The following is a 25,114-nucleotide window of genomic DNA, read 5'->3' on the forward strand; positions in this document are numbered from 1 at the left end:
TGCACCCCACGGTCCACACCTCCGCGTCAGCGGTTAACGGCGCTCATGTCAGGGTAGCGGTCTCCGGCGGCGGCGCCCTGCGGAAAGACCGCGTCGATGCGCTTCAGGTCTTCGGGGGTCAGGGTGACGTTCAGCGCGCCGAGGTTCTCCTCGAGCGCTGACACGCGGCGCGTGCCGGGGATGGGGGCGAGATCCTGACCCTGCGCGAGCACCCAGGCGAGGGCAAGCTGGGCAGGCGTGCAGCCTTTCTCTGCGGCGATGGCCTGCACCTGCGTGACCAGGTCGAGGTTCTGCCGGAACGCATCGCCCTGGAAGCGGGGGTTGTGGCGGCGGAAGTCATCCGACGCGAAGTCGTCGGGGGTCCTGATCTGCCCGGTCAGGAAACCGCGCCCCAGGGGGCTGTACGGTACGAAGCCCACGCCCAGTTCACGGCAGGCGGCCAGGACGCCGTTCTCGGGGTCGCGGGTCCACAGCGAGTATTCGCTCTGCAGGGCGGTGATGGGGTGCACGGCGTTCGCGCGGCGCAGCGTGTCCGGGCTGACCTCGCTGAGGCCGATAGCGCCCACGAGGCCTTCCTGCACGAGTTCGGCCATGGCACCCACGGTGTCCTCGATGGGGGTGTTCGGGTCCACGCGGTGCAGGTAGTACAGGTCGATGTGACTGGTGTTCAGGCGTTTCAGGCTGCCCTGCACGGCCTGCCGCACGTACGCGGGCGTGCCGTTGATGCGCCGCCCGCCCGGCGCGTCCGGGTCAGCCTGAATGCCGAACTTGGTGGCCAGGACCACGCGGTCGCGTTTGCCGCGCAGCCAGCCGCCCAGCAGTTCCTCGTTGGTGTGCGGGCCGTACATGTCGGCGGTGTCGTAGAAGGTCACGCCCAGGTCCAGCGCGCGGTCCAGGGTGCGGCGGTTCTCATCCTGGTCGCGGGGGCCGTAGAAGGCGCTCATGCCCATGCAGCCCAGGCCCAGCGCGGAAACGGTCAGGTCACGAAGCCCACGGGTGGGCAGGTCGGTGGTGGGGGTCATGCGGTTCTCCCTGGGGTGGAACCCTGAATCCAGGGTCGGGCGAGGGGCAGGATGCGCGGCAGCACCAGCGACTGCACGGGCACGGCGATCAGAGTGACGATCAGCGTCAGGACCGGAATGGGAACGCGTCCGGCCAGCAGGGGCAGCATGATCAGCAGCACCAGCGTGATCAGCGGGTACGTGACGGCCCACACGACCAGCGCCGTGCGGTGACGGGCGGGTCCGTGCAGGACCGGGAAGCGGACCCGCCCGGCGCTCAGGCGTTCGATCAGCGGGAACACCACGTACTGCGTGAGCGGCACGAGGAGTGCGGTCAGCAGCAGCGAGATCAGCGGCGTGGGAAGATGCCCGATCAGGGCCGGACCGAGCAGCAGAAGCAGCGCCGTGATCGTGGGGTAGATACCCGCCCAGCGGGCCACGGTCAGGCGGCGCAGCGAGGAAGGCACGGCCGGACCCGGCACTGAGGTAGGGAGGGCCGTCATGCGTAGTCTCCCGGCTGCGCGCGGGTCCCGGCAGGCGGGACGGCGGGCGTGCCGTCGCAGGCGCGGTGAGCGTCGTACCGTTCGATCTTGGCGCGAATAGCGCGCAGGTCGCCTTGCAGGGCCAGCAACCGCGCCTGCACCGCCTCCTCATGCCGGACCAGCAGGGCGCGCCGCTCGGGGGCCGTATGGTCGCCCGCCCGGACGAGCGTCATGTACTCGCGCAGGCCCGCCATGCCCATGCCCGTGCCGCGCAGGTGCAGCAGGAACCTCAGCAGGCTCAGCTCCCGCCCAGAGTACCGGCGCTCGCCGCTGCTGGCGCGCGGCACGTCCAGCAGGCCTTCACGGTCGTAATAGCGCAGGGTATGCACGCTGACGCCCAGCATCAGCGCCGCGTCGCGGATAGCGTACGTCGGCGCGCCCTGCTGGTCGGCGGGGGGATCGGTGACCGTCATGCCCGTACGGTAGACCTTCGAGCGCACGCGAGGTCAAGCGCCCGGCCACCCATGAAGACCCGGTGAACGTACCACCCGGTTCCCAGACTGGCTACCGCGATTCCGGGGGGGTCAGTCGCCGGTGTCGAGCAGCAGTTTGGGCCTGAATTTCAGCATGTCGGCGGCCACGAGGTGCGCGGGCACCCCACTGACGTGCTGCATGCTGCGCTGGACGGGCACGCCGTGCAGGTGCCCGTACACGATCATGTCGGGGCAGGCGTCGTCGATGACGCGGGTGATGGGGTTGGCGGGGTACGGGGGTGTGGCGGGCGGGTAGTGCAGCATCAGGATCAGGTGATCGCCGGGTTGCCGCAGGGCGCGGGCGGCTTTCACGCTCAGGCTCAGGCGCTCGGCCTCGCGGGTCAGGAGGCGGGTATCGTCGTCGCCCAGCGGGTCGTGGCCGGGCGTGAGCCAGCCGCGCGAGCCGCACACGACGACATTTTCCACGCGCACGGCGTCGTTCACGACGGCCAGCATGCCGGGTGGCAGCGCCGCGCGGAGTTTCCCGGCGGTGGGCCACCAGTAGTCGTGGTTGCCGCGCAGCAGGACCTTGGTGCCGGGCAGCGCAGCGACGGGGGCCAGGTCGGTCATGGCATCCGGGAGACGCATGGCCCAGGACAGGTCGCCGGGCAGCAGCACGAGGTCCTGCGGGCGGACGAGGTCCTGCCACTGGTCGAAGATGGCCTGCGGGTGGCCCGCCCAGTTCGGCCCGAAGACCGTCATGGGTTTCGGGGTGACAGTGGCGAGGTGCAGGTCGGCAATGGCGTACACGCGCATGGGGTCTGGGTCGTCTCCGGGTCGGGAAGGGGGCGGGGCGGGCGGGGCAGCAGAAAAGCGCCTTCCCGCATGGTACGGGAAGGCGCTTTTCCATGATGGTCGGGGCGAGAGGATTCGAACCTCCGACCCCGTCGTCCCGAACGACGTGCGCTACCAGGCTGCGCTACGCCCCGAACCCGACCATCACCCCGCTCTCGCAGGGCAGGGGGTAGTCTACGCGGCGCTTTCCGGGGTGTCAAGCGGCGCGGGGCGCGTCATTCCACAGTGTCATTCCCAGTCTTCCGGACTGTCTTGCGGGTCGTCCGGCAACTCCTCTTCCGGCCCCTCCCCTGCCGGCAGGTTGGCGACGTGCTCGCGGATGGCGGGCCAGATGACGTTCCCGGTAAAGCCCCGCCGCGCGAGGAACCCGAACGCGCTGGCCTGCGGGTCGCGCTTGCGGGCAAAGGACGACCAGCGGCGCACGAGCAGTTCCCGCACGACCTGCGTCTCGTCGTCCGGGTCGCGGGCGTCCACGGTCTCGCGGATCAGGTCGTCGGTCAGGCCCCGGCGTTTGAGGGTCTGCCGGACGCGCAGGCCGCCCACGCCGCGCCGCGCTCCCTCGACCCGCGCGACCTGCGCGTCGTCCTGGTACCCGAGTTCCTGCACGCGGGCCAGGACCTCGGCGATCAGGTCCGGGTCGTCGCTGCGTTTCTCCAGTTTCGCGCGCAGTTCCGCCTGCGTCAGTGCCCGCTGGCCCAGCGCGCGGAACGCGTACCCGATCAGGGCGTCGCGCTGCTCCTGCGGGGTGCGTTCCCGCGCGGGCCGGGCGTCGCGCGGCGGCCCAGCCTCCGGGTCGGCGTCGGGCGTGCGGGCCGCGCGGCGTCCGGGTCTGTATCGTCCGGTCATGCCCGCCAGTATGGCGCTTGCCACGGCCCGCAAAGGCAGGTATAGTCACGAGGTTGCCCACCCCGCGCGGGTGGCAGCCCGGACCAGCCGCCCAGCGTGGCGCGCAGGTCCGGCGCGCCGGACCCGATACCCGGACGCTCGTGTTCCCCAGCGTGGGAACCGCCCTGCACCGCCAGACCGGCGGCGGGAGAAAAGGAGAATTCACATGGCCCTTCGTCACAAATCCGCCCAGAAACGCCACCGCCAGAGCCTCAAGCGCCGCAACACCAACCGCAGCCGCAAGAGCACCATCAAGACCTTCACCAAGAAGGCCGTCGTGGCCGCCCAGACCGGCGCCGAGGACCTGAACACCCTGCAGGCCCGCGCCGAGAGCCTGATCGACAAGGCCGCCAAGGGCAGCACCCTGCACAAGAACACCGCGGCCCGCAAGAAGAGCCGCCTCGCCAAGGCCATCAACAAGGCCAAGGCCGCGCAGCAGAGCTGAGCCCACAGGCACACGAAACCCCGTCCCACCCCAGCGGTGAGGCGGGGTTTCGCGTTGCCTGTCGCAGCAGGGCCGCGAAAAAGGCAGCGACTCCCGAGGGTGGGAGTCGCCGCCTGTCTGACACTGTTCTGGCTGAGGCTACCTGCTCGCTGAGCTGACTTGACCGCTTACTTGACGGTGGCGCGAATGGCGCAGGTGCCTTCCTGACCGGCGTTCAGGCGGGCGATGTTCCAGCGGACGCCGGTGTACTCGCTGGGTTTGACCTCGACTTTCTTCTGCACGCTCTTGCCGTTCTCGGTGACGGTCACGGTTTTCATGAGCGGCGCGGCGGCGAAGGTCTTGCCGTCGGTGGTGTACTGCGTGGTGACGCCGCCGACCGTGCAGGACGCCTGCTGGAAGGTGGTGGCCGGGTCGACTTTCATGTTCAGGGCGATGCCGCTCAGGGCGCCCGTGCTGACGTTCTTGAAGGTCTGCGTGAGGGACAGGACGGTGCCGGGGATGACCTGTTTCTTGCTGGCGTCGGTCAGCACCTCGACTTTCTTGCCGTCGCGGGTTTCCTGCGTGACGACCAGGGTCGCGGCCTTCAGGGTCAGGGGGCTGGTCTGGGTGCCCTGGGCGGTGGCGGCGGGCAGCAGGGCCGCGCCGGTCAGGGCGGCCATCAGGGTCAGGCGGGCGGTGCGGGTGGGGGTGTTCATGTCGTGACCTCCGGGTCAGGCAGGGTTGAGGTGGGGGGTGGCCGCGCCCGGCGGCGACCGGGGAGCTCCCCTCATCTGTACCGCGCGGCTTCATGAGCTGCGTGGGTCTGCTGGGGGATGCATACCCCCCGCCGGGCGCGTGCTACGCGTCAGATTCAGGTCAGTACGGGTCAGGGGCCCCCGGCGGGCAATCGGTGGGTCAGGCGCCCGCGCCGCGCGTCTGGACCACGCCGGCCAGCACGCGGGCAATCTCGTGGATCTCGGCGGCGTCCTGACCCTCAACCATCACGCGGATCAGGTTCTCGGTGCCGCTGGGACGCAGGTTCACGCGGCCCTTGCCGTGCAGTTTCGCCTCGGCGTCGGTCACGGCGGCCTGCACGGCGGGGTCCACGGCAATGGCTTTCTTGTCGGCCACGCGCACGTTCACGAGCGTCTGCGGGTACATGACGAGGTCGTCGTGCAGCTCGTCGAGCGTGGTCTGGGTGGCGCGCATGCTGCCCAGCGTGAGCAGCGCGGTCAGCACGCCGTCCCCAGTGGGCGACACGTCCAGGAACAGGATGTGGCCGCTCTGCTCGCCGCCCAGGGTCAGGTGCTGGTCGTGCAGGCGCTCGTGCACGTAGCGGTCCCCGACGGCGGTGCGTTCCAGGGGAATGCCCGCCTCGTTCAGTTTCACCTCAAGGGCCATGTTCGCCATGATGGTGGTCACAACCGCTTTCTCGCCGCGTGCTCGGGCGTTCAGCAGCAGCATGTGGTCGCCGTGCACGACGTTCCCGCGGCTGTCCACGAACAGGGCGCGGTCGGCGTCCCCGTCGAAGGCGACGCCCAGGTCGTACTTCCCTTCACGCACGATGCGTTGCAGGTGGTCCAGGTGCGTGCTGCCGCACTCGCGGTTGATGTTGCGGCCGTCCGGGGTGGTGTACACGGCAAACACGTCCGCGCCGGCCGCCTGGAACACCTTGGGGCCCACGCGGTACGCCGCGCCGTTCGCGCAGTCCATGGCGATCCGCAGGCCGCTGAGGTCCGGGGCGTGCGTCTTGAGGTAGTTGACGTACAGGCGCTCGGCCTCGGCGTAGTTGGTGACGCCGCCCAGGTCCACGCCAGTTACGGGGGGCAGGGCGTCCACGCGGTCGATGGCGGCCTCGATCTGCAGTTCGGTGGCGTCCCGGAGTTTCTGGCCGTCCGCGCCGAAGAACTTGATGCCGTTGTCCTCGTAGGGGTTGTGCGAGGCGCTGATGACCACGCCGGCGTCGGCTTTCAGGTGGCGGGTCAGGTAACTGACGCCGGGGGTGGGCAGGACGCCCACGTGGATGACGGTCACGCCCCGGCTGGTCAGGCCGGCCGCGAGGGCCGCTTCGAGCATGTCGCCGCTCTGGCGGGTGTCCTTGCCGATCACGACGCTGGCGCGCGGGTTCTGTTCTTTCAGGACCTCGCCGGCCGCCGCGCCGAGCTGCATGACCCAGGAGGCCGTCAGGGGGAAAGCCCCCGCCACGGCGCGCACGCCGTCCGTTCCAAAGTACTTCCGTTCACTCATGATGAAGCCCATCATACGCGTGGGAGTGCCGTGAGTACCTGACTCATGGCTGACCAGGCCGGAACAGTCTTCTTGCACCGGGTTCAGTCCCGGCAACCCGGCGGGGCGCAGGCGCGTACCGGAGGCATGAGTGGATTCTCTGGCGGGTCGTTTTCGTTCAGTCGCAGCGGACGCGGGGGTGGTCTGGGTGGCCTGCTCGGCGGGCGCCACAGCCGCAGCAGTTTCAGCGGGGGCCGCGCCCACTACGGGCGGCGCGGGCATTACCGGCAGCGGCGCGGCGGGTGCCTGGGCTGCCTGGGCGTGGTCGCGCTGGTCACCGTGACCCTGGCGGGCGGCGCGGCGGGCCTGCTGACGCTGCTGGGCTGATGCGCTCCGGGCCGGCCGCCGCGCTGGCCGACACGCTGACCGTGCTGCGCGGCGACGGGCCGGTGATCCTGCACGCCCGCCGCTGGCCGCGCGACCTGCACGCCCTGTTTCCGGGTGTGGGCCGCCCGCTGGAACGCTGGGTGGGTGAGGGGGCGGCCTTCGCCCGCTTCAATGCAGGCGGGGAGCCGCTGTTCCTGAAGTTCATTCCGGCCGGCTGGCGGGACCGCCGCGCCTGGGAACGCCTGGCCCGCGAGGCCGCGTACCTGCGGGACCTCGCGCCGCTCTCGCCGGTGCCGCACGCCCCTTTCCGGCACGCGGCGCAGTCGGAGCGCACGCCGCACGCGCACCTGCTGACCCGCGACTTGACCGAGGAGACGACCGGCTGGGGGGCGTTTGCGAATGACGCGGCGCGCGGCGCGGCCCTGCTGGAAATCGCGCGGCTGCTGGCGCGGCACCACGCGTTCTGGGCGGGTCCGGGACAGGCGGCGCTGCGCGGCCCGTGGGCGTGGCAGCCGGAGCGGGTGCTTGAGCGCGCCGCCCGGATGCACGCCCAGCTAACGGCAGGCGGTCTGAGCGGCCCGGACGGACGGCCTGCGCCGCTGCCAGAGCCGGTGGTGCGGGCGGCACGCGAGGCGGCCGGGCAACTGCCCTCGCTGCTGGCGGCGGCCCCCGTGACGACCCTGGTGCACGGCGACATTCACGCCGGGCAGGTGCTGTGGCGCGGGCCGCAGCCGGTCCTGATCGATTACGGGCAGGTGCACGCCAGTGTGCCGGGCGAGGACCTCGCGCACCTGCTGGCGCTCCGCCTGGACGCCACCGACCGCGCCCGCCTGGGACCGGACCTGCGCGCCGTGTACCGGGACGAACTGGCCCGCGGCGGCCTGCCCCTGACGGACGCGGAACTGGCGGCGCAGGAACGCGCGGGACTGGCCCTGAACCTGCTGTCGGTGGTGCGACAGGCGGCGCGCACGCCGGAGCGGGGCACGGCCGAGGCGGCGCTGAAGGTCACGGCGGCGTGGGAAGAACTGGCTGGCTAGGGGCCGTACGGACTCCATCACCCAGACCCTCCAGCCCCAGGAAGGCGCGCCAGCGGTCCAGTTCGCGGTCCAGCGAGCGGGTGAACGCGCCGGTCTGCCGCACGCCGGGCACGAAGCCCAGGTCGGTGATCAGTTCGCCGCCCTGCACGCTCAGGTTTGCCCAGCCGACAGCCCGCCCCGCGTGAAAGACCGGCAGGGCGTAGTACCCGAACTGGCGCTTCGGGGCGGGCGTGTACGCCTCGAAACGGTACGTCCAGCCGTGCAGGTGCGCGAAGCGGCGGCGGTCCCACACCAGCGGATCAAAGGGGTTCACGATGCGCACGCCGCGCGGGGCGGGAGCCTGCGCGGGGTCCTGCGCGGGCAGCCACACGTACGTCAGGCCGTCTACCAAGAGTTTCCACAGGCGAGGGAATAGCGACCAGCACGAAGGCCCAGGAGGCAGGGGCTTGAAATTCCCCGGTCTCATGGGCCTTTATGCGAAGTGACTATGCCTCGCATCCCCAGCCTACCGCACAGCATCATCACCGCTCAGCTGAACCGGGTCACCAGCCTCAGTGGCCTCATCCCCTACAGCACCCTGTGTAAAAGTGCCATCTCCAAAGAGATGGCGCGGGACTCCTTCGCCTCCACGGAGGACTTCAAGCGTCGAGCCAGGAACGCGCCGGAGGGCGCGTTCCTGGCCATTGATTTCGTCATGGTGCCCCACGCCGGACGGACGATGGAAGGCGTGAACTACCACTACAGCGGTCAGGCCCAGACCCGTCTGGGCCATCAGTTCACCTCCGCGGCCCTGGTCAGGTTCGGTGAAGATCCAGTTCCGTTGCTGGAGCGCTTCAAGGTTTCCCAGGCCCTGCATACAGAGCGCTATCCTTACCGTACAGCGACTCAGGAAATGATCCACGTCGTCCAGGATTGCCTCGCGGCGGGCGTCCCCATGGCGGGTCTCCTCCTGGATGGGGAGTTCGGGCGGGACGCGGCTGTGACCTTCAGTCGCGAGCATCAGATTCCGGTATTGATCCGTGCCAAAGCCAATATGACCGTGCAGTTCGAGGGTGAGGGACTCACCCTCGGTGCGCTGAGTCGGCAGTTCCCTCCAGAACGCTGCCACCTGTACGCGGAGTTCGGGTGGCGTGTCCGTCGATTGTCGGTCACCCGTGAGGTCGGTGGGTTCGATGTCCTGATCGTGTGGCGCAAGGTGCACGGGGAGTGGACACGGTTTTTCCTGTTCAGCACGTTTGGTGGTGACGTCACGGTTCGCTCACTGCTGCGGGCCTGGAAGGCCCGCTGGGGAATTGAGGTGATTCACCGGTTCTTCAAGCAGAACCTGGGACTGGGACGCTGTCATTGCCGGACGATCCAGGCGCAGGAGAACTGGGTGTGGTGCGTGGTGGAGGCCTTTCACGCGGTGTTACGGGTGCGTAGGGAAGTACCGGGAATGACGTGGCGGGCCGCACAACGGCAGGCAGCTCAGAATGCCGAAAAGTACGTCCTGACCGGGATGGAGCAGGACGGCCCCCTGCTTGACGCCGCGTGACACGACATCAGCAGGGAAGTGGAAACTCTTGGTCTACCCGCGCCGAGTGCAGGTCCTCCCGCACCGCCTGCCGGAACGCGGAGCGCAGTTGCGGCAGCAGGTGCGGAAGGCCGTAGTGCGACAGGCCGATCAGGTACCCCAGGCTCGCCTCGGGCAGCGGGCCGTACAGCCGCGCGAGCAGGTGCACCGCGCCGCGCAGCCGCTCCGGTTCCGGCAGCGGCGACTCGCGCAGCGCCCGCAGGTGCGGGGCCGGGCCGTACAGCCGCACGCCCCCAGCCCGGCGGGTGACACGCAACTCGCCCCGGCGGTGCAGCACGTCCAGCGCGCGGGTCGTGGCGCTCGACTGCCCACCCCAGGCGTTCACGGTGCGGCCCTGTCCCAGCAGCGCCGCCACCTCGCGCGGATGCACCTCCTCACGGCCCTGCACGGCGGCCCGCACCTCGGGCAGCAGGTCGGGGTGCGCGGCCTCCAGTCGGGTGGACGGCACCTCACGCGGATGCAGCAGTGCCTGCACCGCCCGGGGCATGAACCCGTAGTTGGGCAGCATGTCCTCCTCGGCGTCCAGGCCAGGGTACAGGCGTTCCAGGTCCCCGGCGCGGTAGCCGGGCACGCGGGCCATCAGGGTCAGGTCCTGCGCGCGAGCCGGCGAGCGGATCGGGTCGGCCTGCAAGAAACCCATCGCGTTCAGGGCAGCCTGCACGCTCCGCTGTGGGTCCAGCGTGCGCGCCGCCGCCGCACGCAGGGCCGCCAGGGTCGGATCGGGAGTCACACAGTCAGGGTAACGTGCCAGACAACGCAGGAAAGGGAGGTGGACCAAGTGGCCCAGCCTCCCTCTCCCGGCTAACTCTTATGCGGATTCCGTCTGTTTCGTTGACAGATCGGAACACCACCGATCTGCCAACTCCACGCCCGGAACCCGTTTTGCTCCCACTCGCGTCCGCTCGGATTGAACGGCTTTGCAAGCCATTCAATCGGAGTTCGTCTTACTTGATGCTGCCGGTCAGGCCGTTGGGGTAGAAGCCGCCCTTGGTGGCGTTGGGGGCCAGGTAGACGATGTTCAGCACTTCACGGGTGCTGCGGCCGTACGCCACGCCGTTCTTGTCGGCGGGCGCGACGATCATGTTCCCGGCGTTGTCGCTCAGGCCCTGGTCTTTCATGCCGCCGACCGAGCCGCGCAGGTTGCTGATGGCCTGCACGACCTGACCGACGTACAGTCCGGCGGCGGCCGTCACCTGACGCTGCTGGTACAGCATGGCGCGGATGGCCCCACCGTGGTACGCCTCGACGGCCAGGATGCCGGCGGCGGCCTGCAGGTACGCGGGGTTGGTGATCAGGGTCGCGGCGCCGTTGTAGGCGGTGACGCCCACGTCCTCGAAGATGAACGCGCCGTGCAGGAAGAACAGGTCGTTGGCGTAGGGGTTGAATCCGTCGATCTTCCCGCCGGACGCGGCCTTACCGGCGGCGCGGAACGCTCCGTTCAGGTCGATGACGGGGCGGGCGGCGGCGGCCTTCCCGAGCGCGCCGTGCAGGAATTTCACGTGCGCGAGTTCGTCCTCGGCGATGTCGCGGGCCAGGGCCTGCACGTTGCCGTCCTTGAACTGCATGCCGCGGGCCTGGTCGAGGCTGGCGGGCAGGATGATGTTCGCGCCGCCGCCGATCTTGCGCAATTCGTCCACGCGGCCCACGGCGGCGAGGTAGAAGGCGGCTTCCAGGTACTCGAGGTTCAGGGCGAAGTTCAGGACGGCCCCGTCGATGTCCTTGGCGGGCGCGGCGGCGGCGGTTCCGGCGGTCGCGGCGAGGCTCATGGCGGCGGCGCCCATGCCGATCTTGCCCAGGAAGCCCATGGCGGCGCGGCGGTTCATGGTGTCGGTGTTGGTGGCGTCGGCGATGATCTGTTCGGTGCTGGTGCGGTTATCCATGATGGGTGCTCCTGTGTGGGCGCAGTGAGCCTTCTGGACGTCACGGGTGTGAGGTCCGGCGGGGCGCTGCGAGAGAGGGATGAGGGGTGGGCGGAACCGGGCGCTGGCCCTGTAGGGGGAACAGCGCTGGCGGCTCCTTCCTGACAACCGGGTATATGCCGGGGTGCCGGGATCGGATCACGCGCCCGGCACAACATGAACGCGCCCTAAAGGACGCAGGCTGATCCGGGCGGCCGGACCACACGGGCGGGGCGGCTAGAGTGGGGCGCATGACAGCCTCTCCCACCCTGTTCGAGCGGATCATTGCCCGCGAGATTCCCAGCCAGATCGTGTTCGAGGACGAGCACTACATCGCCATCCGCGACATTGCGCCCAAGGCGCCCATTCACCTGCTGGTCATTCCGAAGAAGGTCTCGGCGCGCGTGGACGAGATCACGGACGCCGCCGAGATGGGCGAGTTGTGGCTGACTGCCACGCGGGTGGCGCGGCAGCACGCGCAGGATTACCGGCTGGTCGTGAACTGCGGCCCCGGCGGCGGGCAGATGGTCTTCCACACGCACGTGCATATCCTGGCCGGGTGGGAGAACGGCCCGGCCGACGACACGGGCCTGGGCCAGTGACAGAAGTGACGCGTGGCCCGACCCTGGCCGGAACCTTCGACGCGGTGCTGTTCGACCTGGACGGCGTGCTGGTCGACAGCGAGGCGCTGTCGGCCGACGTGTGGGTCCGCACGCTGGCCGAACACGGCCTGCCGCTGGCCCTGAACGACTTCGCACACCTAGCGGTCGGGCAGACCTTCCCGAACGTCCTGCTGCGCCTGGGTGACCTGCACGGCTGGACGCCCACCGACGCCTTCCTGCCCACCCTGGAAGGCCGGTTCAACGCAGCCTTCGAGTCCCTGGACGCCATTGAAGGTGCGCGCGACACCCTGCGCGGCCTGCAAGACCGGGGCGTGCCGTTCGCGGTGGGCAGCAACAGCGAACGCGGGCGGCTGCACATGAAACTCGCGTCGGCCGGACTGGCGGAACTGGTGGGCATGCACGCCTACGACCCGTCATGGGTGGGCGGGCGCGGCAAGCCCGAACCGGACCTGTACGCCTTTGCCGCCGCGCAGCTCGGCGCGGACATCACGCGCTGCGTGGTCATCGAGGACAGCGTGCCCGGAGCGACAGCGGGCGTGCGGGCCGGCGCGACCGTGATCGGCCTGCTCGCCACCGGGCACGCCCACCCGGACGACGCCGCGCACCTGCTGGCCGCCGGAGTGCGCCACGTGGTGACCTCACACGCCCAGTTGCAACAGCTGCTGGGTCTCACCACCACCTGATCCGCCCCTGCCGGATTCCACGGGGTTGGCCGCCATCAAGACAACTGACCCGCGCACCTGAACTTTCGCTCTGCATGAAGGCCACTCTTCATGAGAACACTGGGCCTACACTACCGGCATGTGGATGAAACTCCTGCTTGCCTTCATTCCGGTCAGCCTGCTGCTGGAATACGTCCTGCACGCGCCCCCGCTGTGGGTGTTCTTCACGTCCGTCATTGCGATCATTCCACTGGCGGACCTGCTGCGGCAGGCGACCGAGCAGGTCGCGGCGCGCGCCGGGCAGACCATCGGCGGCCTGCTGAACGTGACGTTCGGGAACCTCGCGGAGCTGATCATCGCCATCTTCGTGCTGCTGGCCGGGAACATTACGGTCGTGAAGGCGCAGATCACGGGCAGCATCATCGGGAACGCGCTGCTGGGCCTGGGTCTGGCCATCCTGATCGGCAGTTTCGGGCGGAACACGCAGAAGTTCAGCCGCACGAACGCCGGGCAGCTGAACTCCATGCTGTTCCTGGTCGTCATTGCCCTGCTGATCCCGGCGCTGTTCGACTACACCGAGCGCCTCCCGGACTTCCTGGCGGGCAGCGACACGGTCCGCGCGAACCTAGACGAGTACCTGAGTCTGGGCGTGGCCGTCGTGCTGATCGCCGTGTACGCCCTGAACCTCGTGTACACGCTGGTCACGCACAAGGACGCCTTCGCCATGGAGGAAGAGGAAGGCGGGCACGGGCACGGTGACCTGTGGCCGGTGTGGCGGGCAGCCGCGACCATGATCGGCGCGACCGCCCTGATCGCCCTGGAATCCGAGATGCTCTCCGGCGCGCTGGAAGCCACGAGTACCACGCTGGGCCTCAGCCCGTTCTTCCTGGGCATCATCGTGCTGGCCGTCGTGGGGAACTTCGCGGAGTACATCGCCGGGAGTTACTTCGCGCGCAAGGGACAGATCGGGCTGGCCATCAACATCGCGGTCGGCGCGACCATTCAGGTGGCGCTGTTCACCGCGCCCGTGCTGGTGATCATCTCGTACGTGATCGGCAAACCCATGAACCTCGTGTTCTCCAGCCCGCTGGAACTGGTCGCCATCGTGGCCGTCGCGTTGATCGTCACGACCGTCACCAAGGACGGCGAGGCCACCTGGTTCGAGGGTGTGCTGCTGATCGCCGTGTACCTGCTGCTGGGCCTGTCGTTCTACTTCGTCACGCCGCGCGCGCAGAGCGAAGGGGCCAGTCTGCCCGTGCCTGCCGGGACCACGCAGGCGTACGCGCATACGCCAGGAATTCCCGCCGCCGCCTGAGCAGAGGCGCCGTGAACCGCTGCCTCCGCACTGGACGGGGGCAGCGGTTGTTCGTCTGCGGCATGACCGCTTGACAGTAAACTCTACATATGTTGTTAATGGGATATGCCCCGGTCCCCCAACTCCAGCCCTCACACGAAAGCCGTTCTGCACGCCCTCCAGCAGACCTACCCCGCCCACACCTACGGCTACGACCTCAGCAAAAGCACCAGCCTGAAAAGCGGCACCCTCTACCCTATCCTCCAGCGCCTGCACGAACAGGGCCACCTGGACGCCCAGTGGGAAGACTCCCCCCACCCCGGCAGACCACCCCGCCACATCTACCGCCTGACGCAGAGTGGCCTCCAACTGGCCCGCGAACGCCACGAATCCACCACCATCCACCGCATCAAAGGAGCCCTGACGTGAACCACGACGACTGGAAGACCGGCATGCGCAACGAGGCGGACAGCACCGGGGACACCCGCTGGGCGACCCAGACGCGGCGGGCCGCCGCACTCCTGCCGCGCCGGACCGTGCGTGGCGACGCTCTGCTGGCGGCCGGGGCCGCGCTGGGCGTTACGGTCACCCTGCTGGGACTGATCCTGGCGGCGCATCTGCTGACCGGGGGAGGCACGCACGCCCCGACCCGGCCGCAGCAGTGGTGGCTGGGCCTGAACGCCGGCCTGATCCCCCTGATCGCCGGGATGATCCTCGCGGCGGACCGTGCGCGGCCCGGCGCGGTGGCCGCCGCGTTCCTGACCACACAGCTGTGGTGGGGCCTGCTGACCCACCTGGTCGGGGCGTTCGGCCTGCTGCCGGGCTGGACCGCGTGGCCGCTCTCCCCCACCGCAACGACCCTCGCGGCGCTGGGAGTCACGGGCCTCACGCTGGGGGGCATGAGTCTGTTCCGGAGTGTGCAGGGCGGCTGGACATGCCTGCGGAACCCCGCATGACGCCCGACGAGTGGAAGACCGCCATGCAGAACGAAGCCTCCAGTGTGAATGACCGGGATTGGGCGGTGCAGACGAGACTGGCGGCGGGACGGTTCGGGTGGCGTGGCGCGGGCGTGTCTGCGCTGGTGTTCGCCGGGCTGGGCGTGAGCATGGTCCTGCTCATCCAGTTCCTCTGGCAGCACGACACACCGGATGGGCTGTGGTCGGGCGTGATGGTCGGCTCGGGCGTGGTGGGCGCACTGCTGGGCCTGCGCCGCGTGGGACCGCTGGAGGCCGGAGCGGGTGCGCTGGCGTTCCTGCCGGGCGCGTGGCTGGCGGTGGTGTCGTTGCAGGCCACGCTGGGCAACGCGGCCCCGCGTGATCCCGGAATGGACGATCAGGGGGTGACGGTCCTGGCGGTGATCGCCGCGTGCGCGGCGGGAAGTGTCCGGAGCTTGGCGGCGCTGCGTCGTTCCGCCGCGACCTGAACCCGTGACGACACCGGGCCGGCCCGCAGTTCCGGTCGGCCCGTTCCTGTTCCTTACGCCATCGGCAGTTCGATCATGCCGCCCGAGTCCCCGTCCTTGCCTTCCATGCGGGCGGTGACGGCCAGTCCGGTGGGCGTCTGGGCGAGGCCCCCGTCGGCGGTTTCGCGCAGCGCGGCGGGCATCATGCGGCCCACGCTGGCCATCGCGCCCAGAACCTCGTCGGGGGGAATGAAGGATTCCAGTTGCGCCAGCGCGAGCTGCGCGGCGCTGACGGCGTGCACGGCGTAGAAGGCGTTGCGGCTGACGCACGGCACCTCCACGTACCCGCCGACCGGGTCGCAGACGAGGCCGATGGTGTTCATCAGGGCCATGCTGGCGGCGTGCACGGCGGCGCGGGGCGTGCCGCCCATCAGTTCGACGATGGCGGCGGCGGCCATGGCGGCGCTAGAGCCGATCTCGGCCTGACAGCCGCCGGCCGCGCCGCTGATGAACATGCGTTTGCTGATGGCCTTCCCGATCCCGGCGGCCAGGATCATAGGACTGACCAGCCGCTCATCGGGAATGCCCAGGTGGTCGGCCACGCCGATCAGCGCGCCGGGAATGGTGCCGGCACTGCCGGCGGTGGGCGCGGCGACGATGCGGCCCATGCGGGCGTTCTCCTCGTTCACGGCCATGGCGTAGGCCTGCACGCGCCGCAGCAGGGGCGCGCCGAGGGCGTCCGGGGCGTCCCAGAGGCCCTTGGCGTTCCAGCCGACCATGCCGGTGATGCTGCGGGCGTCGCTGCTCAGGCCACGCTGGATGCTGTCGCGCATCTCGCGGATGCGGCGCAGCATCTCGGTGCGGATGTCGTCTGGGTGTAGGCCGGTTTCAGCGCAGTCCTGCGCCAGAATCCACTCGGAGGCGGGGGCGGGTGCGTTCAGGATGTCGTCGAGGGTGGTCATGGGTTCCTTGGGTGAGGCGTGAGGGGCGTAGGCATCTGGAAGTGGACCCCATCCTAAGGCCGGACCTGTCTAGCCGAATCAGCGCCGCATGAGGTCGTCCGTGCCGCCCGGACGCCTTACGGTAAAGGTGTGAAGCTGCTGCTGATCCGCCACGCCCAGTCGCAGAACAACGTGATCGAGGACCGCCCCGACTACGCGCAGGCGCGGCAGCCCGACCCGCCCCTCACCGCGCACGGGCACGCCAGCGCCCGGCAGTTCGCGCAGGACGCCGACCTGGGCAGCGTGACGCACCTGTACACCAGCCTGATGCTCCGCGCCGTACAGACCGCCGCACCCATCGCCGCCCGCCTGAACCTCCCCGCGCACGGACTGGAACTGGCGTACGAGTACGGCGACCTGACGACCGGCCCCGCCGGAGGCTTCACGCCCGTCACGGGCAGCGACCATGCAACCCTCCGCACCCACTGCCCCGCGCTGCTCTGGCCCGCGCACCTGCACGGGCAACCGTGGCACGGCGGCGCGGAACCCTGGCAGGAACCCCTCTTCCACGCCCGCGCCACGCAGGTCCTGACCGACCTCCGCGCCCGGCACCCCGGTCAGGACCGGGTGGCGCTGATCACGCACCACGACTTCGCCGGAGCCCTGATCCGCGCGGCGCTCGGCTGGCCCGCCACCGACACACCGCCCACCTTCCATCTCGCGCACCTGGGTACGGCACTCCTTGACCTGCCAGACGGCGGCGGTGTGGGCGGGCTGCTGTGGCTGAACCGGTAGGTAGGGGACCCCTCACCCTCCCGACGCTCCGCGTCTCCTTCCCTCTCCCCTGGGGAGAGGGGCAGGGGTGAGGGCTCTTCTACGCTTCCCGCCCGACCCGCAGCAGCTCCCCGGCCCGCACCATCTCCACGATCTTCAGGAGGTCTGGGCGGTAGTAGCGGTCCTGCGTCATGTTGGGGATGTGGGCGCGGATGTGCTCCCACGCGGCCTGCGCGCCGCGCCCGGCGTGGAGGTTCTGGAAGTCGAGGGCCTGCGCGGCGCACAGCAGTTCGATCCCGATGACGTTCTGCACGTTCTCCAGGATGGCCCGCAACTGCCGGGCGCCGTGCGCGCCCATGCTGACGTGATCCTCCTGGTTGGCGCTGGTGGGGATGGTGTCCACGCTGGCCGGGTGCGCGAGCACTTTGTTCTCGCTGACAAGGGCGGCGGCCGTGTACTGCGCGATCATGAAGCCGCTGTTCAGGCCGCCCTGCGGCGCGAGGAAGCCCGGCAGGCCCGACAGGGCCGGGTTCAGGAGCTGCTCGCAGCGGCGCTCGCTGATGCTGCCCAGTTCCGCCACCGCGACCTTGAGTGCGTCGATGGTCACGGCCAGCGGCTGCCCGTGGAAGTTCCCGCCGCTCACCACATCCCCGGTATCGGGGAAGATCAGTGGGTTGTCCGTCACGGACGCGAACTCGACGGCCAGCACCCGCTCGGCGTGCGCCAGGGCGTCCAGGCTCGCGCCGTGCACCTGCGGCGCGGCCCGCAGCGAGTACGCGTCCTGCACCTTCCCGTCCCCCACCGCGTGCGACGGCGCGATCTGCGAGTCCCGCAGGAAGAATCGCAGTTCCTCGGCCACCGCGACCGCGCCGGGGTGGGGACGCAGGCCGATCACGTCCGGCTGGAACGGCCGGTGAGAGCCGTACATCGCCTCGACGGTCATGGCTGCCGCGAGGTTCGCCGTGCCCAGCAGCGTCCGCGCATCCGCGACCGCCAGGGCCAGCAGGCTCCCCATCAGCTGCGTGCCGTTGATGAGGGCCAGCCCCTCCTTCGCCTGCAAGGTCAGCGGGTTCAGGCCGAGTTCCGCGAGCACGTCCGCACTGGGCCGCACCTGCCCCCGGAACTCCATGTCGCCCAGCCCGATCAGGCCCAGCGCCAGGTGCGCCAGCGGCGCCAGATCCCCCGACGCGCCCACACTCCCCTGCGCCGGAATGACCGGGTGCGCCCCCGCGTTCAGCAGCGAGAGCAGCAGCTCCACCACCTCCGGCCGCACGCCCGAGTGCCCCAGTGCGAGCGACTGCGCGCGCAGCAGCAGCATGCCGCGCACCACCTCGCCCGGCAGGTTCTCCCCCACCCCGATCGCGTGCGACAGGATCAGGTTCAGCTGCAACTCCTCCAGCCCCGCGCGCGGCACCTGCACGGACGCGAACTTCCCGAAGCCCGTATTCACGCCGTACACCGCCGCCTGACCATCCACGATCCGCTCGATCACCGCCCGCGCACGAAGAATGCGCTCCCGCGCGGCATCGGACAGCTGGACGGACTCGCCGCCACGCACGACAGACAGGAAATCAGACAGGGAAAGGTGTTGATCGAGAATCACAGGGGCTCCTTCGGAGGGTTGATGGGTGATGGAGGATGGTTGATAGAGGTGGCTCAGACCGAAGTCCCGCCGATGAAGACCTGCCGCACGGGGTTTGCGCCGAGGGTGTAGGGCAGGTCGCGCCAGTCGGGGCTGTGCAGGGTGAGGAAGTCGGCTCGCTGGCCGGGCGCGAGGGTGCCCCGGTCGCTCAGGCCAAGGGCGGCGGCGGCGTTCACGGTGCAGGCGGTCAGCGCCTCGGCGGGCGTCAGGCGGCACAGGCGCACCGCGAGCGCCAGCGCGAGCTGCGCGCTGAACACGGGGGATGAGCCGGGGTTCAGGTCGGTGCCCACGGCGACCGCCGCGCCCGCGTCGATCAGGGCGCGGCCCGGCGCGGCGGGCAGACCCAGGTGCAGCGTCACGCCCGGCAGGATGGTCGCCACGGTGTTCGACGCGGCCAGCGCGGCGATCTGCGAGGGGCCGCTGGCCTCCAGGTGATCCACGCTGAGCGCGCCGAGTTCGCAGGCGAGTTCTGTGCCGCCGATGGCGTGGAACTGATCGGCGTGCAGCTTCGTCTGAAGCCCGTGTGCTTTCGCCGCCTGGAGGATGGCGCGGCTCTCCTCCACCGTGAACGCCTCGCGCTCGGTGAACACGTCCACTGCGGCGGCCAGACCCTCGCGCGCCACGCCGGGAATGAGGTCATGGCACACCGCCTGCACGTACTCCGCGCGGCCCCCGGTGGGCGGCACGTGAATCAGGAGGGTCGGCACGAGCTGGAATTCAGCCTGAAGGGCGCGGACAGCGCGGAGCATCCGCAGTTCGGCGTCGAAGTCCAGGCCGTACCCGCTCTTGACCTCGACGGTCGTCGCGCCGGACGTGCGCAGCGCCTCCAGGCGGGGCCGGGCAAGTGCCACGAGTTCCTCCACGCCCGCCGCCCCGGTCGCCCGCATGGAGCTGCGGATGCCGCCGCCCCGCGCGAGGATCTCCTCGTACGGTACGCCGGAAATGCGCGCCTCGAAGTCCACGAGGCGGTCCCCGGCCCAGACGGCGTGCGTGTGCGGGTCGATCAGGCCGGGCACGACGGCCACGCCGCCCAGATCATGCTCTGGCACATTGCCGGAAGCCCCGGCGCGCGGGCCGACCCAGCGGATCACGCCGCCGGACACGAGTATCGCCGCGTCAGGGATGACGGTCAGGTCACGCATGGCCGCGCCGCGCTGCATGCCCACCCCTGGCGTGACGAGCTGGCTGATGTTCGTGAACAGCGTTTCCGTGCCTGTCATCGCGCCCACCCTGGCTGCGCGGAGCCGAATTCGTCCACGGCGCACAGCGTCTCCATGATCAGTCGCGCCATCAGGAGTTCGCTGCGGCCGGTCGGGTCGAGGTTCGGGGCGAGTTCCACCACGTCCAGGCCCACGATGGTGTTGTGCCGCGCGGTTTCCGCCAGGATTTGCATGCCCTGCGCGTACGTCAGGCCGTCCGGTTCGGGGCTGCTCGTGCCGGGAATCACGCTGGGGTCGAAGGCGTCCACGTCCACGCTGAGGTACACGTTCTTCCCGTGTGGCAGGCGGGCCAGCACGCCTGGCAGGTCGCCCGCTACGTCCGTCATGGGCATCAGGGTGTGCCCACGGGCGCGCGCCGCTGCCACTGCTTCTGGGTCGAAGCGCAGACCGCGCAGGCCAATGGTCGTGATGTGCACGAGATTCTCCATCTCCTCGCACGCGCGGCGGAAGGGGCTGCTGTTGCTGTAGCGGGTGTCGTTGCGTGTATCCGTGAAGTCCAGGTGGGCATCCAGCTGCACCACATGCAGGTCAGGCACGCCCGCGAAGGCCCGCAGGATCGGGTACGTGACGCTGTGATCCCCGCCCAGGTAGACGGGAAGACTGCAGCGGTCCCGCACAAGTTCCGCCGCCGCGCTGATCCGCTGCCGCGCCAGTTCCGGTTCCAGGCTGGGCAGCACCACGTCCCCCGCATCCGCGAAGGTCACGCCCGCCAGCCTCGTCACGCCGTCCAGCCCCGTGAAGGGAGGCACGCTCCGCAGGCTCGCCTCCCGTAGGGCACGCGGGGCGAAGCGTGCGCCGGGGCGGAAGCCCAGCGCGATATCGAAGGGAATGCCGAGCACGGCCACGTCCGCCGTCCAGTCAGCATCAGGCTGCACGATAGGTGCGCGGGCGAAGGTGGGAATGCCGCCGTAAGGAAGGTGGGTGAGCTGGGTCATCGGCAGAACCTCTGTCCGTCCTGTGGCGCGCGCTGAAGGGTGAACTGCCCGGCCGGTCGCAGGGACGGGACATGCAGGCGCTGCACCTTCCAGGAGTTCGCGTCGCTTCCGGTGACGAGGGGCTGCGTGGCCACGCACGCGATGCCCGGGATGACGTCCAGCCGATCCATACCGTCAAGAACGCGGGTGCGCAGGCCGCCGCTGGTGTTCCACAGGCGCAGGGTGTTCCCGCCGCGTCCCAGCAGGTACTGCCCGTCTGGCATCCAGATCACGTCGAACACGTCACTGTTCTTCAGGGGCAGGACGCGTCCGTCCGGTTTCACCAGATGAACGGCGATGGGGTCGTGTTTGGGATTGTTGGAGAACTGCCGGAACAGCAGGGCGTGAAATCGACCGTCCAGGCTGGGCTGGCGCTGATCGAGTTCCCAGGTCATCCAGCCGACATCTGCCCATTCCGGGGATGGCGCGCTGACCGACACCACCCGGCCGCCGACCAGCGTGACCGGGTAGGTGGGCGGGGTGGGGGGCGCGTCGGTCTGCGCGTGGGCCAGCGCGCCGAGGGCCAGAGTCGTGGCAACGGCTCGCCGGAACAGGCCTGAGCTGGAGGCGCGACGGTTCATTTGCTGGACTGTACGCCGAGGCTAGGGAGGTCGAGGCCCCGCTCGCGGGCCACATCCAGGGCGTGGTCGTAGCCGGCGTCGGCGTGGCGGATGACGCCCATGCCGGGGTCGTTGGTCAGCGCACGGCTGAGTTTCCGGGCGGCTTCCTCGGTGCCGTCGGCGACGATGACGAGGCCGCTGTGCTGTGAAAAGCCCAGGCCGACGCCGCCGCCGTGGTGGAAGCTCATCCAGCTGGCGCCGGAGGCGATGCCGAGGCCGAAGTTCAGGAGGGGCCAGTCACTCACGGCGTCGCTGCCGTCGAGCATGGCTTCCGTCTCGCGGTAGGGGCTGGCGACGCTTCCGGCGTCAAGGTGGTCGCGGCCGATGACGATGGGGGCTTTCAGGCGGCCGTCGGCGACCATCTCGTTGAACAGCAGCGCGGCGCGGTCGCGTTCCTTATACCCGAGCCAGCAGATGCGCGCGGGGAGGCCCTGGAAGGCGATCTGGTCGGCGGCGTACGTGAGCCAGGATTGCAGGCGTTCGTCGTGCGGGAAGAGTTCCAGCAGCGCCCGGTCGGTGGCGCGGATGTCCTCGGGGTCGCCGCTGAGGGCCACCCAGCGGAAGGGGCCGCGCCCTTCGCAGAAGCTGTCGCGGATGAAGGCGGGCACGAAGCCGGGGTAGTCGAAGGCGTCCGTCACGCCGGCTTCCTGCGCGCGGTGGCGGAGGTTATTCCCGTAGTCGAAGGCGACCGCGCCACGCCGCTGGAGTTCGAGGATGGCGCGGACGTGCGCGGCCATCGCGTCGTACGCGCGCTGGCGGTACTCGTCGGCGTGGTCTGTGCGGAGTTTGTCGGCGTCCTCGTCGGGCGCGAGGACGGGCAGGTAGCCCCACATGGGATCGTGCGCGCTGGTCTGGTCAGTAACGAGGTCCGGCGTCCAGTTCATCGTCACGAGCTGCGGGACGAGGTCGGCGGCGTTGCCCTGCACACCGATGGACCGGGCGACCCCCTCGGCCTTGTATTTTTCCGCGCGGGCGATGGCGTCCTCAAGGCTCGTGGCGACCTCGTCGAGGTAGCGGGTGTCGAGGCGTTTCTGGATGCGGGTGGGATCGATCTCGATGGTGATGCTGACGCCCCCGGCGAGTTTCACGGCTAGCGGTTGCGCGCCGCCCATGCCGCCCAGTCCGGCCGTGACGGTAATGGTGCCTTTCAGGCTGCCGCCGAAGTGCTTGATGGCGGCGCTGGCGAACGTCTCGTAGGTGCCCTGGAGGATGCCCTGCGTGCCGATGTAGATCCAGCTTCCGGCAGTCATCTGGCCGTACATCATCAGGCCCGCCTGATCGAGCTTGTCGAAGGTCTCCCAGTTCGCCCAGTGCGGCACGAGGTTGCTGTTGGCGAGCAGCACGCGCGGCGCCCACTCGTGCGTTTTCAGGACGGCGACGGGCTTGCCGGACTGGATCAGCAGCGTCTCGTCGTTTTCCAGTCGGTCGAGCGTCTCCACGATCTTGTGGTACGCGTCCCAGTTGCGGGCCGCCTTGCCGCGCCCGCCGTACACGACGAGGGCGTCCGGGTGCTCGGCGACTTCTGGGTCGAGGTTGTTCATCAGCATGCGCTTGGCGGCTTCCTGCACCCAACCTTTAGCGGTCCTGTTCGGGCCGCGCGGGGCGCGCACGACGGGGGCGGATTCGGTAGTGGGCTGGGTCATGGGAGGTCCTCCGGCAGGCAGGGCGATGGGGTGGGTGAGGCGTGAAGTTCCGTTCGGGGCGCGAAATCCGTCACTTCTGTTGTGTTTTGCCATCTTCCATCCGCCATCCGCCTCCCGCAATCGCCTTTTCCGGTCTGCCCGGAAAGACGCTTCCCTCCCTTGCATCCCAGCCTGTTATTCGGCATCATGAATGAATGAGCACTCACTCGGAAAAGGATGGTCGGGTCAAGCGCACCTCGCCCCGCCCGGCAGACGATCCCCAGCGGCGGGCGACGATCCTCCGCGCGGCGCAGACCTGCTTCGCGCAGGACGGCTTCCACCGCACGACCATGCGCGCCGTAGCCCGACAGGCGGGACTGGCCGAGGGCACCCTCTACCACCACTTCCGCAGCAAGGACGACCTGCTGCTGGGCCTGTTCGGCGCCCTGGGCGAGCAGGCGCGCGACTCGCTCGATCCGGCGGCGCTGGCGGCCCTGAACCTGCGGGACTTCCTGCGGGCGTTCCTGGCCGCGCCACTGGCGGCGCTGGCGCAGGACGAGGCGGGGCTGCTGCGCGTGATCCTGTCCGAGGGCCTGATCCGCCGCGACCTGGGCCGCGCGTTCGCCGAGGGCCTGACCGGGACGGCGGACCTGGGCGCGCAGGCGCTCGCGGCACGGCCCGAGTTGCGTGGCGTGGACACCGGCGAGCTGCTGCGCACCGGCCTGACGCTGGTGCTGGGTCACTGCGTGCAGGGCGCGCTGTCGGGCGACCCTCTCCCCGATCCGCAGGTGACGGCGGCGCGCGTGGCCGACGTGCTGCTGGCCCTGGTGCCGGCGGAGCGGGCATGAGGGTCACGCTGATCGCGCTGGGGTCGCGCGGGGACGTGCAGCCGTACGTGGCGCTGGGGCTGGGGCTGCGCCGGGCGGGGCACGCGGTGCGGCTCGCCTCGCACGAGGCGTTCCGCGCGCTCGTGACGGGCGCGGGTCTGGAGTTCGCCCCGATGCGCGGGGACGTGCAGGAGGTCGTGAACAGCCCCGAGATGCGCGCCGCGCTGGCGGGCGGGAACATGCTGGCGATCAACCGGGTGTCCGCGCGCGCCACGCAGCAGGGGGCGCTGCTGTGGGCCGAGGACGGCCTCGTGGCCGCGCGGGACGCCGACCTGCTCGTGGCGGGCATCGGGGGGATGAACGTCGCGCAGGCCCTCTCGGAGAAGCTGCGCGTGCCGCTCGTGGAGGCTCATGTGGTGCCGTTCCATCCCACGCGGGCGTTTCCGGGCGCGATCTTCCCGCCGGCCACCGCGCGGCTGGGCGGCTGGGCGAACCGCCTGTCGCACGTCCTGACGCGGCAGGTGATGTGGCAGATGTTCCGCTCGGCCGACACGCGCGCGCGGCGCGAGGTGCTGGGCCTCTCCCCCGCGCCCTGGTCCGGCCCGCGCCCACTGCGTCCCCGGCCGACCCTGCACGGCATCAGTCCGGCGGTGCTGCCCCGCCCCGCCGACTGGGACGTGGCACAGCACCTGACCGGCTACTGGTTCCTCCCGCAGGAGGCCTGGACGCCGCCGCCCGCGCTGGAAGCGTTCCTGAATTCTGGCCCTCCCCCCGTATCCATCGGGTTCGGGAGCATGACCACCCCGGACCCACAGGCGACCACCCGCGAGGTGGTGCGGGCGCTGGAGCGCAGCGGGCAGCGGGCGGTGCTCCTGAGCGGCTGGGGCGGCCTGAGCGCCGCAGACGTGCCGGACTCGGTGTTCGTGACGGACAGCGTCCCGCACGACTGGCTGTTCCCGCGCGTGGCGGCCGTGGTGCATCACGGCGGGGCGGGCACGACGGCGGCGGGCCTCGCGGCGGGCGTGCCGAACGTGATCGTGCCGTTCTTCGGGGATCAGCCGTTCTGGGGCGACCGTGTGCAGAGGCTGGGCGTGGGGCCTGCCCCGGTGCCCCGCCGCGCCCTGAACGAGCGGACGCTGGCGGAGGCCCTGACGCGCGCCGTGACCGATCCCGGCATGAAGGACCGGGCGGCGGCCCTGGGCGCCCGCATCCGGGCGGAGGACGGGGTGGCGCGCGCGGCGGAGGTGATCTCGGGACTGGCGCTGTGAACCC

29 protein-coding genes and 1 tRNA gene are annotated in these 25,114 nt (G+C 70.1%); 13 read left to right on the top strand and 17 right to left on the bottom strand.

All coding sequences use genetic code 11. The annotated features are described in order from the left end of the window. Positions 1 to 26 precede the first annotated feature (26 nt). The 6 genes from M8445_RS14365 to M8445_RS14390 all read right to left on the bottom strand — a co-directional run bounded on the left by M8445_RS14365 (position 27) and on the right by M8445_RS14390 (position 3,657). Positions 27 to 1,022, bottom strand: a complete 996-nt coding sequence (locus M8445_RS14365) for an aldo/keto reductase (protein WP_273988607.1) — start codon at positions 1,020 to 1,022, stop codon at positions 27 to 29. Further along, complete coding sequence (locus M8445_RS14370) at positions 1,019 to 1,504, bottom strand: putative antibiotic biosynthesis monooxygenase (RefSeq protein ID WP_273988609.1); 486 nt, start codon at positions 1,502 to 1,504, stop codon at positions 1,019 to 1,021. The genes M8445_RS14365 and M8445_RS14370 overlap by 4 nt, the downstream gene beginning before the upstream one ends. Further along, positions 1,501 to 1,956 (bottom strand): MerR family transcriptional regulator, encoded by a 456-nt coding sequence (locus M8445_RS14375; protein WP_273988611.1) that lies wholly within the window; start codon positions 1,954 to 1,956, stop codon positions 1,501 to 1,503. Before M8445_RS14375 ends, M8445_RS14370 begins: the two co-directional genes overlap by 4 nt. A gap of 111 nt (positions 1,957 to 2,067) precedes the next feature. Further along, positions 2,068 to 2,772, bottom strand: coding sequence for a metallophosphoesterase (locus M8445_RS14380; protein WP_273988613.1), 705 nt, complete (start codon positions 2,770 to 2,772; stop codon positions 2,068 to 2,070). Between the two features lie 96 nt (positions 2,773 to 2,868). Next, positions 2,869 to 2,945 (bottom strand) — tRNA-Pro (locus M8445_RS14385). Between the two features lie 94 nt (positions 2,946 to 3,039). Next, positions 3,040 to 3,657, bottom strand: a complete 618-nt coding sequence (locus M8445_RS14390) for a regulatory protein RecX (RefSeq protein ID WP_273988614.1) — start codon at positions 3,655 to 3,657, stop codon at positions 3,040 to 3,042. Between the two features lie 205 nt (positions 3,658 to 3,862). On the opposite strand from M8445_RS14390, the gene rpsT reads away from it, so the two are divergent. Next, on the top strand, positions 3,863 to 4,141 hold the full coding sequence (gene rpsT / locus M8445_RS14395) for a 30S ribosomal protein S20 (protein ID WP_273988616.1): 279 nt from the start codon (positions 3,863 to 3,865) through the stop codon (positions 4,139 to 4,141). Positions 4,142 to 4,308: 167 nt separating this feature from the next. Here the strand turns inward: rpsT and M8445_RS14400 are convergent, their stop codons facing one another. Together M8445_RS14400 and glmM are read right to left on the bottom strand one after the other, a co-directional pair. Continuing rightward, the gene (locus M8445_RS14400) at positions 4,309 to 4,836 is read right to left on the bottom strand and encodes a hypothetical protein (protein WP_273988618.1); all 528 of its coding nucleotides are present in this window, start codon (positions 4,834 to 4,836) and stop codon (positions 4,309 to 4,311) included. A 199-nt stretch (positions 4,837 to 5,035) separates the two neighbouring features. Beyond that, positions 5,036 to 6,367 (bottom strand): phosphoglucosamine mutase, encoded by a 1,332-nt coding sequence (gene glmM, locus M8445_RS14405; protein WP_273988620.1) that lies wholly within the window; start codon positions 6,365 to 6,367, stop codon positions 5,036 to 5,038. Positions 6,368 to 6,493: 126 nt separating this feature from the next. Between glmM and M8445_RS14410 the strand changes: the two genes are divergently transcribed. Both M8445_RS14410 and M8445_RS14415 read left to right on the top strand, forming a co-directional pair. Further along, positions 6,494 to 6,733, top strand: a complete 240-nt coding sequence (locus tag M8445_RS14410) for a hypothetical protein (RefSeq protein WP_273988622.1) — start codon at positions 6,494 to 6,496, stop codon at positions 6,731 to 6,733. Beyond that, the gene (locus M8445_RS14415) at positions 6,733 to 7,770 is read left to right on the top strand and encodes a phosphotransferase family protein (protein ID WP_273988623.1); all 1,038 of its coding nucleotides are present in this window, start codon (positions 6,733 to 6,735) and stop codon (positions 7,768 to 7,770) included. The genes M8445_RS14410 and M8445_RS14415 overlap by 1 nt, the downstream gene beginning before the upstream one ends. Here the strand turns inward: M8445_RS14415 and M8445_RS14420 are convergent. Beyond that, on the bottom strand, positions 7,739 to 8,161 hold the full coding sequence (locus M8445_RS14420; protein ID WP_337961604.1) for a DNA glycosylase AlkZ-like family protein: 423 nt from the start codon (positions 8,159 to 8,161) through the stop codon (positions 7,739 to 7,741). The two genes, M8445_RS14415 and M8445_RS14420, sit on opposite strands and share 32 nt — an antisense overlap. Positions 8,162 to 8,257: 96 nt before the next feature. Between M8445_RS14420 and M8445_RS14425 the strand changes: the two genes are divergently transcribed. Continuing rightward, positions 8,258 to 9,304 (top strand): transposase, encoded by a 1,047-nt coding sequence (locus M8445_RS14425; protein WP_273988203.1) that lies wholly within the window; start codon positions 8,258 to 8,260, stop codon positions 9,302 to 9,304. A 7-nt stretch (positions 9,305 to 9,311) separates the two neighbouring features. On the opposite strand, the gene M8445_RS14430 is transcribed toward M8445_RS14425, so the two are convergent. Then, a complete protein-coding gene (locus M8445_RS14430; RefSeq protein ID WP_273988624.1) occupies positions 9,312 to 10,073 on the bottom strand; it encodes a DNA glycosylase AlkZ-like family protein in 762 nt (253 codons plus the stop codon). A gap of 214 nt (positions 10,074 to 10,287) precedes the next feature. Next, positions 10,288 to 11,223, bottom strand: coding sequence for a ferritin-like domain-containing protein (locus M8445_RS14435; RefSeq protein WP_273988625.1), 936 nt, complete (start codon positions 11,221 to 11,223; stop codon positions 10,288 to 10,290). 269 nt (positions 11,224 to 11,492) lie between these two features. Here M8445_RS14435 and M8445_RS14440 point away from each other — a divergent pair, with 269 nt between their 5' ends. The 6 genes from M8445_RS14440 (at position 11,493) to M8445_RS14465 (ending at position 15,243) form a co-directional block, all read left to right on the top strand. Then, positions 11,493 to 11,843 carry a histidine triad nucleotide-binding protein gene (locus tag M8445_RS14440; protein WP_078299707.1) on the top strand — a complete coding sequence of 117 codons (351 nt, stop codon included), beginning with the start codon at positions 11,493 to 11,495 and terminating at the stop codon, positions 11,841 to 11,843. Next, positions 11,840 to 12,547, top strand: coding sequence for an HAD family hydrolase (locus tag M8445_RS14445; protein ID WP_273988628.1), 708 nt, complete (start codon positions 11,840 to 11,842; stop codon positions 12,545 to 12,547). The genes M8445_RS14440 and M8445_RS14445 overlap by 4 nt, the downstream gene beginning before the upstream one ends. A gap of 118 nt (positions 12,548 to 12,665) precedes the next feature. Further along, positions 12,666 to 13,841, top strand: coding sequence for a calcium/proton exchanger (gene cax, locus M8445_RS14450; protein ID WP_273988630.1), 1,176 nt, complete (start codon positions 12,666 to 12,668; stop codon positions 13,839 to 13,841). Positions 13,842 to 13,946: 105 nt separating this feature from the next. Beyond that, positions 13,947 to 14,249 (top strand): PadR family transcriptional regulator, encoded by a 303-nt coding sequence (locus M8445_RS14455; RefSeq protein WP_273988632.1) that lies wholly within the window; start codon positions 13,947 to 13,949, stop codon positions 14,247 to 14,249. Then, positions 14,246 to 14,776, top strand: coding sequence for a hypothetical protein (locus tag M8445_RS14460; RefSeq protein ID WP_273988633.1), 531 nt, complete (start codon positions 14,246 to 14,248; stop codon positions 14,774 to 14,776). The genes M8445_RS14455 and M8445_RS14460 overlap by 4 nt, the downstream gene beginning before the upstream one ends. Next, the gene (locus M8445_RS14465) at positions 14,755 to 15,243 is read left to right on the top strand and encodes a hypothetical protein (RefSeq protein ID WP_273988635.1); all 489 of its coding nucleotides are present in this window, start codon (positions 14,755 to 14,757) and stop codon (positions 15,241 to 15,243) included. Before M8445_RS14460 ends, M8445_RS14465 begins: the two co-directional genes overlap by 22 nt. A gap of 53 nt (positions 15,244 to 15,296) precedes the next feature. Here M8445_RS14465 and sdaAA read toward each other — a convergent pair whose 3' ends face one another. Next, complete coding sequence (sdaAA, locus tag M8445_RS14470) at positions 15,297 to 16,184, bottom strand: L-serine ammonia-lyase, iron-sulfur-dependent, subunit alpha (protein ID WP_273988636.1); 888 nt, start codon at positions 16,182 to 16,184, stop codon at positions 15,297 to 15,299. Positions 16,185 to 16,313: 129 nt separating this feature from the next. Between sdaAA and M8445_RS14475 the strand changes: the two genes are divergently transcribed. After that, entirely contained in the window at positions 16,314 to 16,958 is a 645-nt protein-coding gene (locus M8445_RS14475; protein ID WP_273988638.1) for a histidine phosphatase family protein, read from the top strand. Between the two features lie 79 nt (positions 16,959 to 17,037). Here the strand turns inward: M8445_RS14475 and hutH are convergent, their stop codons facing one another. The 5 genes from hutH to hutU are packed head-to-tail and all read right to left on the bottom strand — an operon-like array spanning position 17,038 to position 23,036. Continuing rightward, complete coding sequence (gene hutH / locus M8445_RS14480; protein ID WP_273988639.1) at positions 17,038 to 18,540, bottom strand: histidine ammonia-lyase; 1,503 nt, start codon at positions 18,538 to 18,540, stop codon at positions 17,038 to 17,040. Between the two features lie 53 nt (positions 18,541 to 18,593). Next, on the bottom strand, positions 18,594 to 19,799 hold the full coding sequence (gene hutI / locus M8445_RS14485) for an imidazolonepropionase (protein WP_273988641.1): 1,206 nt from the start codon (positions 19,797 to 19,799) through the stop codon (positions 18,594 to 18,596). Further along, a complete protein-coding gene (locus M8445_RS14490) occupies positions 19,796 to 20,734 on the bottom strand; it encodes an arginase family protein (protein ID WP_273988642.1) in 939 nt (312 codons plus the stop codon). Before M8445_RS14490 ends, hutI begins: the two co-directional genes overlap by 4 nt. Continuing rightward, positions 20,731 to 21,354: a hypothetical protein gene (locus M8445_RS14495; RefSeq protein ID WP_273988643.1), complete on the bottom strand. Its 624-nt coding sequence runs from the start codon at positions 21,352 to 21,354 to the stop codon at positions 20,731 to 20,733. Before M8445_RS14495 ends, M8445_RS14490 begins: the two co-directional genes overlap by 4 nt. Beyond that, positions 21,351 to 23,036, bottom strand: a complete 1,686-nt coding sequence (gene hutU, locus M8445_RS14500) for a urocanate hydratase (protein WP_273988645.1) — start codon at positions 23,034 to 23,036, stop codon at positions 21,351 to 21,353. Before hutU ends, M8445_RS14495 begins: the two co-directional genes overlap by 4 nt. A gap of 194 nt (positions 23,037 to 23,230) precedes the next feature. On the opposite strand from hutU, the gene M8445_RS14505 reads away from it, so the two are divergent. Then, complete coding sequence (locus tag M8445_RS14505; protein WP_273988647.1) at positions 23,231 to 23,863, top strand: TetR/AcrR family transcriptional regulator; 633 nt, start codon at positions 23,231 to 23,233, stop codon at positions 23,861 to 23,863. Continuing rightward, complete coding sequence (locus M8445_RS14510; RefSeq protein ID WP_273988649.1) at positions 23,860 to 25,110, top strand: glycosyltransferase; 1,251 nt, start codon at positions 23,860 to 23,862, stop codon at positions 25,108 to 25,110. The genes M8445_RS14505 and M8445_RS14510 overlap by 4 nt, the downstream gene beginning before the upstream one ends. Positions 25,111 to 25,114: the final 4 nt, after the last annotated feature.

The organism is Deinococcus aquaticus (assembly GCF_028622095.1).
Classification (GTDB): Bacteria; Deinococcota; Deinococci; order Deinococcales; family Deinococcaceae; genus Deinococcus; species Deinococcus aquaticus.

Excerpts from the sequence above, each read along its gene's own strand:
- M8445_RS14455 (WP_273988632.1), top strand. The coding sequence starts at position 13,947 with ATGCCCCGGTCCCCCAACTCCAGCCCTCACACGAAAGCCGTTCTGCAC.
- M8445_RS14440 (WP_078299707.1), top strand. The coding sequence starts at position 11,493 with ATGACAGCCTCTCCCACCCTGTTCGAGCGGATCATTGCCCGCGAGATT.
- rpsT (WP_273988616.1), top strand. The coding sequence starts at position 3,863 with ATGGCCCTTCGTCACAAATCCGCCCAGAAACGCCACCGCCAGAGCCTC.
- hutU (WP_273988645.1), bottom strand. The coding sequence starts at position 23,036 with ATGACCCAGCCCACTACCGAATCCGCCCCCGTCGTGCGCGCCCCGCGC.
- M8445_RS14425 (WP_273988203.1), top strand. The coding sequence starts at position 8,258 with ATGCCTCGCATCCCCAGCCTACCGCACAGCATCATCACCGCTCAGCTG.
- M8445_RS14490 (WP_273988642.1), bottom strand. The coding sequence starts at position 20,734 with ATGACCCAGCTCACCCACCTTCCTTACGGCGGCATTCCCACCTTCGCC.
- M8445_RS14400 (WP_273988618.1), bottom strand. The coding sequence starts at position 4,836 with ATGAACACCCCCACCCGCACCGCCCGCCTGACCCTGATGGCCGCCCTG.
- sdaAA (WP_273988636.1), bottom strand. The coding sequence starts at position 16,184 with ATGACCACCCTCGACGACATCCTGAACGCACCCGCCCCCGCCTCCGAG.
- M8445_RS14390 (WP_273988614.1), bottom strand. The coding sequence starts at position 3,657 with ATGACCGGACGATACAGACCCGGACGCCGCGCGGCCCGCACGCCCGAC.
- M8445_RS14365 (WP_273988607.1), bottom strand. The coding sequence starts at position 1,022 with ATGACCCCCACCACCGACCTGCCCACCCGTGGGCTTCGTGACCTGACC.
- M8445_RS14370 (WP_273988609.1), bottom strand. The coding sequence starts at position 1,504 with ATGACGGCCCTCCCTACCTCAGTGCCGGGTCCGGCCGTGCCTTCCTCG.
- M8445_RS14505 (WP_273988647.1), top strand. The coding sequence starts at position 23,231 with ATGAGCACTCACTCGGAAAAGGATGGTCGGGTCAAGCGCACCTCGCCC.
- M8445_RS14410 (WP_273988622.1), top strand. The coding sequence starts at position 6,494 with ATGAGTGGATTCTCTGGCGGGTCGTTTTCGTTCAGTCGCAGCGGACGC.
- glmM (WP_273988620.1), bottom strand. The coding sequence starts at position 6,367 with ATGAGTGAACGGAAGTACTTTGGAACGGACGGCGTGCGCGCCGTGGCG.
- M8445_RS14495 (WP_273988643.1), bottom strand. The coding sequence starts at position 21,354 with ATGAACCGTCGCGCCTCCAGCTCAGGCCTGTTCCGGCGAGCCGTTGCC.
- M8445_RS14435 (WP_273988625.1), bottom strand. The coding sequence starts at position 11,223 with ATGGATAACCGCACCAGCACCGAACAGATCATCGCCGACGCCACCAAC.
- M8445_RS14510 (WP_273988649.1), top strand. The coding sequence starts at position 23,860 with ATGAGGGTCACGCTGATCGCGCTGGGGTCGCGCGGGGACGTGCAGCCG.
- hutI (WP_273988641.1), bottom strand. The coding sequence starts at position 19,799 with ATGACAGGCACGGAAACGCTGTTCACGAACATCAGCCAGCTCGTCACG.
- M8445_RS14465 (WP_273988635.1), top strand. The coding sequence starts at position 14,755 with ATGCCTGCGGAACCCCGCATGACGCCCGACGAGTGGAAGACCGCCATG.
- M8445_RS14375 (WP_273988611.1), bottom strand. The coding sequence starts at position 1,956 with ATGACGGTCACCGATCCCCCCGCCGACCAGCAGGGCGCGCCGACGTAC.
- M8445_RS14380 (WP_273988613.1), bottom strand. The coding sequence starts at position 2,772 with ATGCGCGTGTACGCCATTGCCGACCTGCACCTCGCCACTGTCACCCCG.
- cax (WP_273988630.1), top strand. The coding sequence starts at position 12,666 with ATGTGGATGAAACTCCTGCTTGCCTTCATTCCGGTCAGCCTGCTGCTG.
- M8445_RS14415 (WP_273988623.1), top strand. The coding sequence starts at position 6,733 with ATGCGCTCCGGGCCGGCCGCCGCGCTGGCCGACACGCTGACCGTGCTG.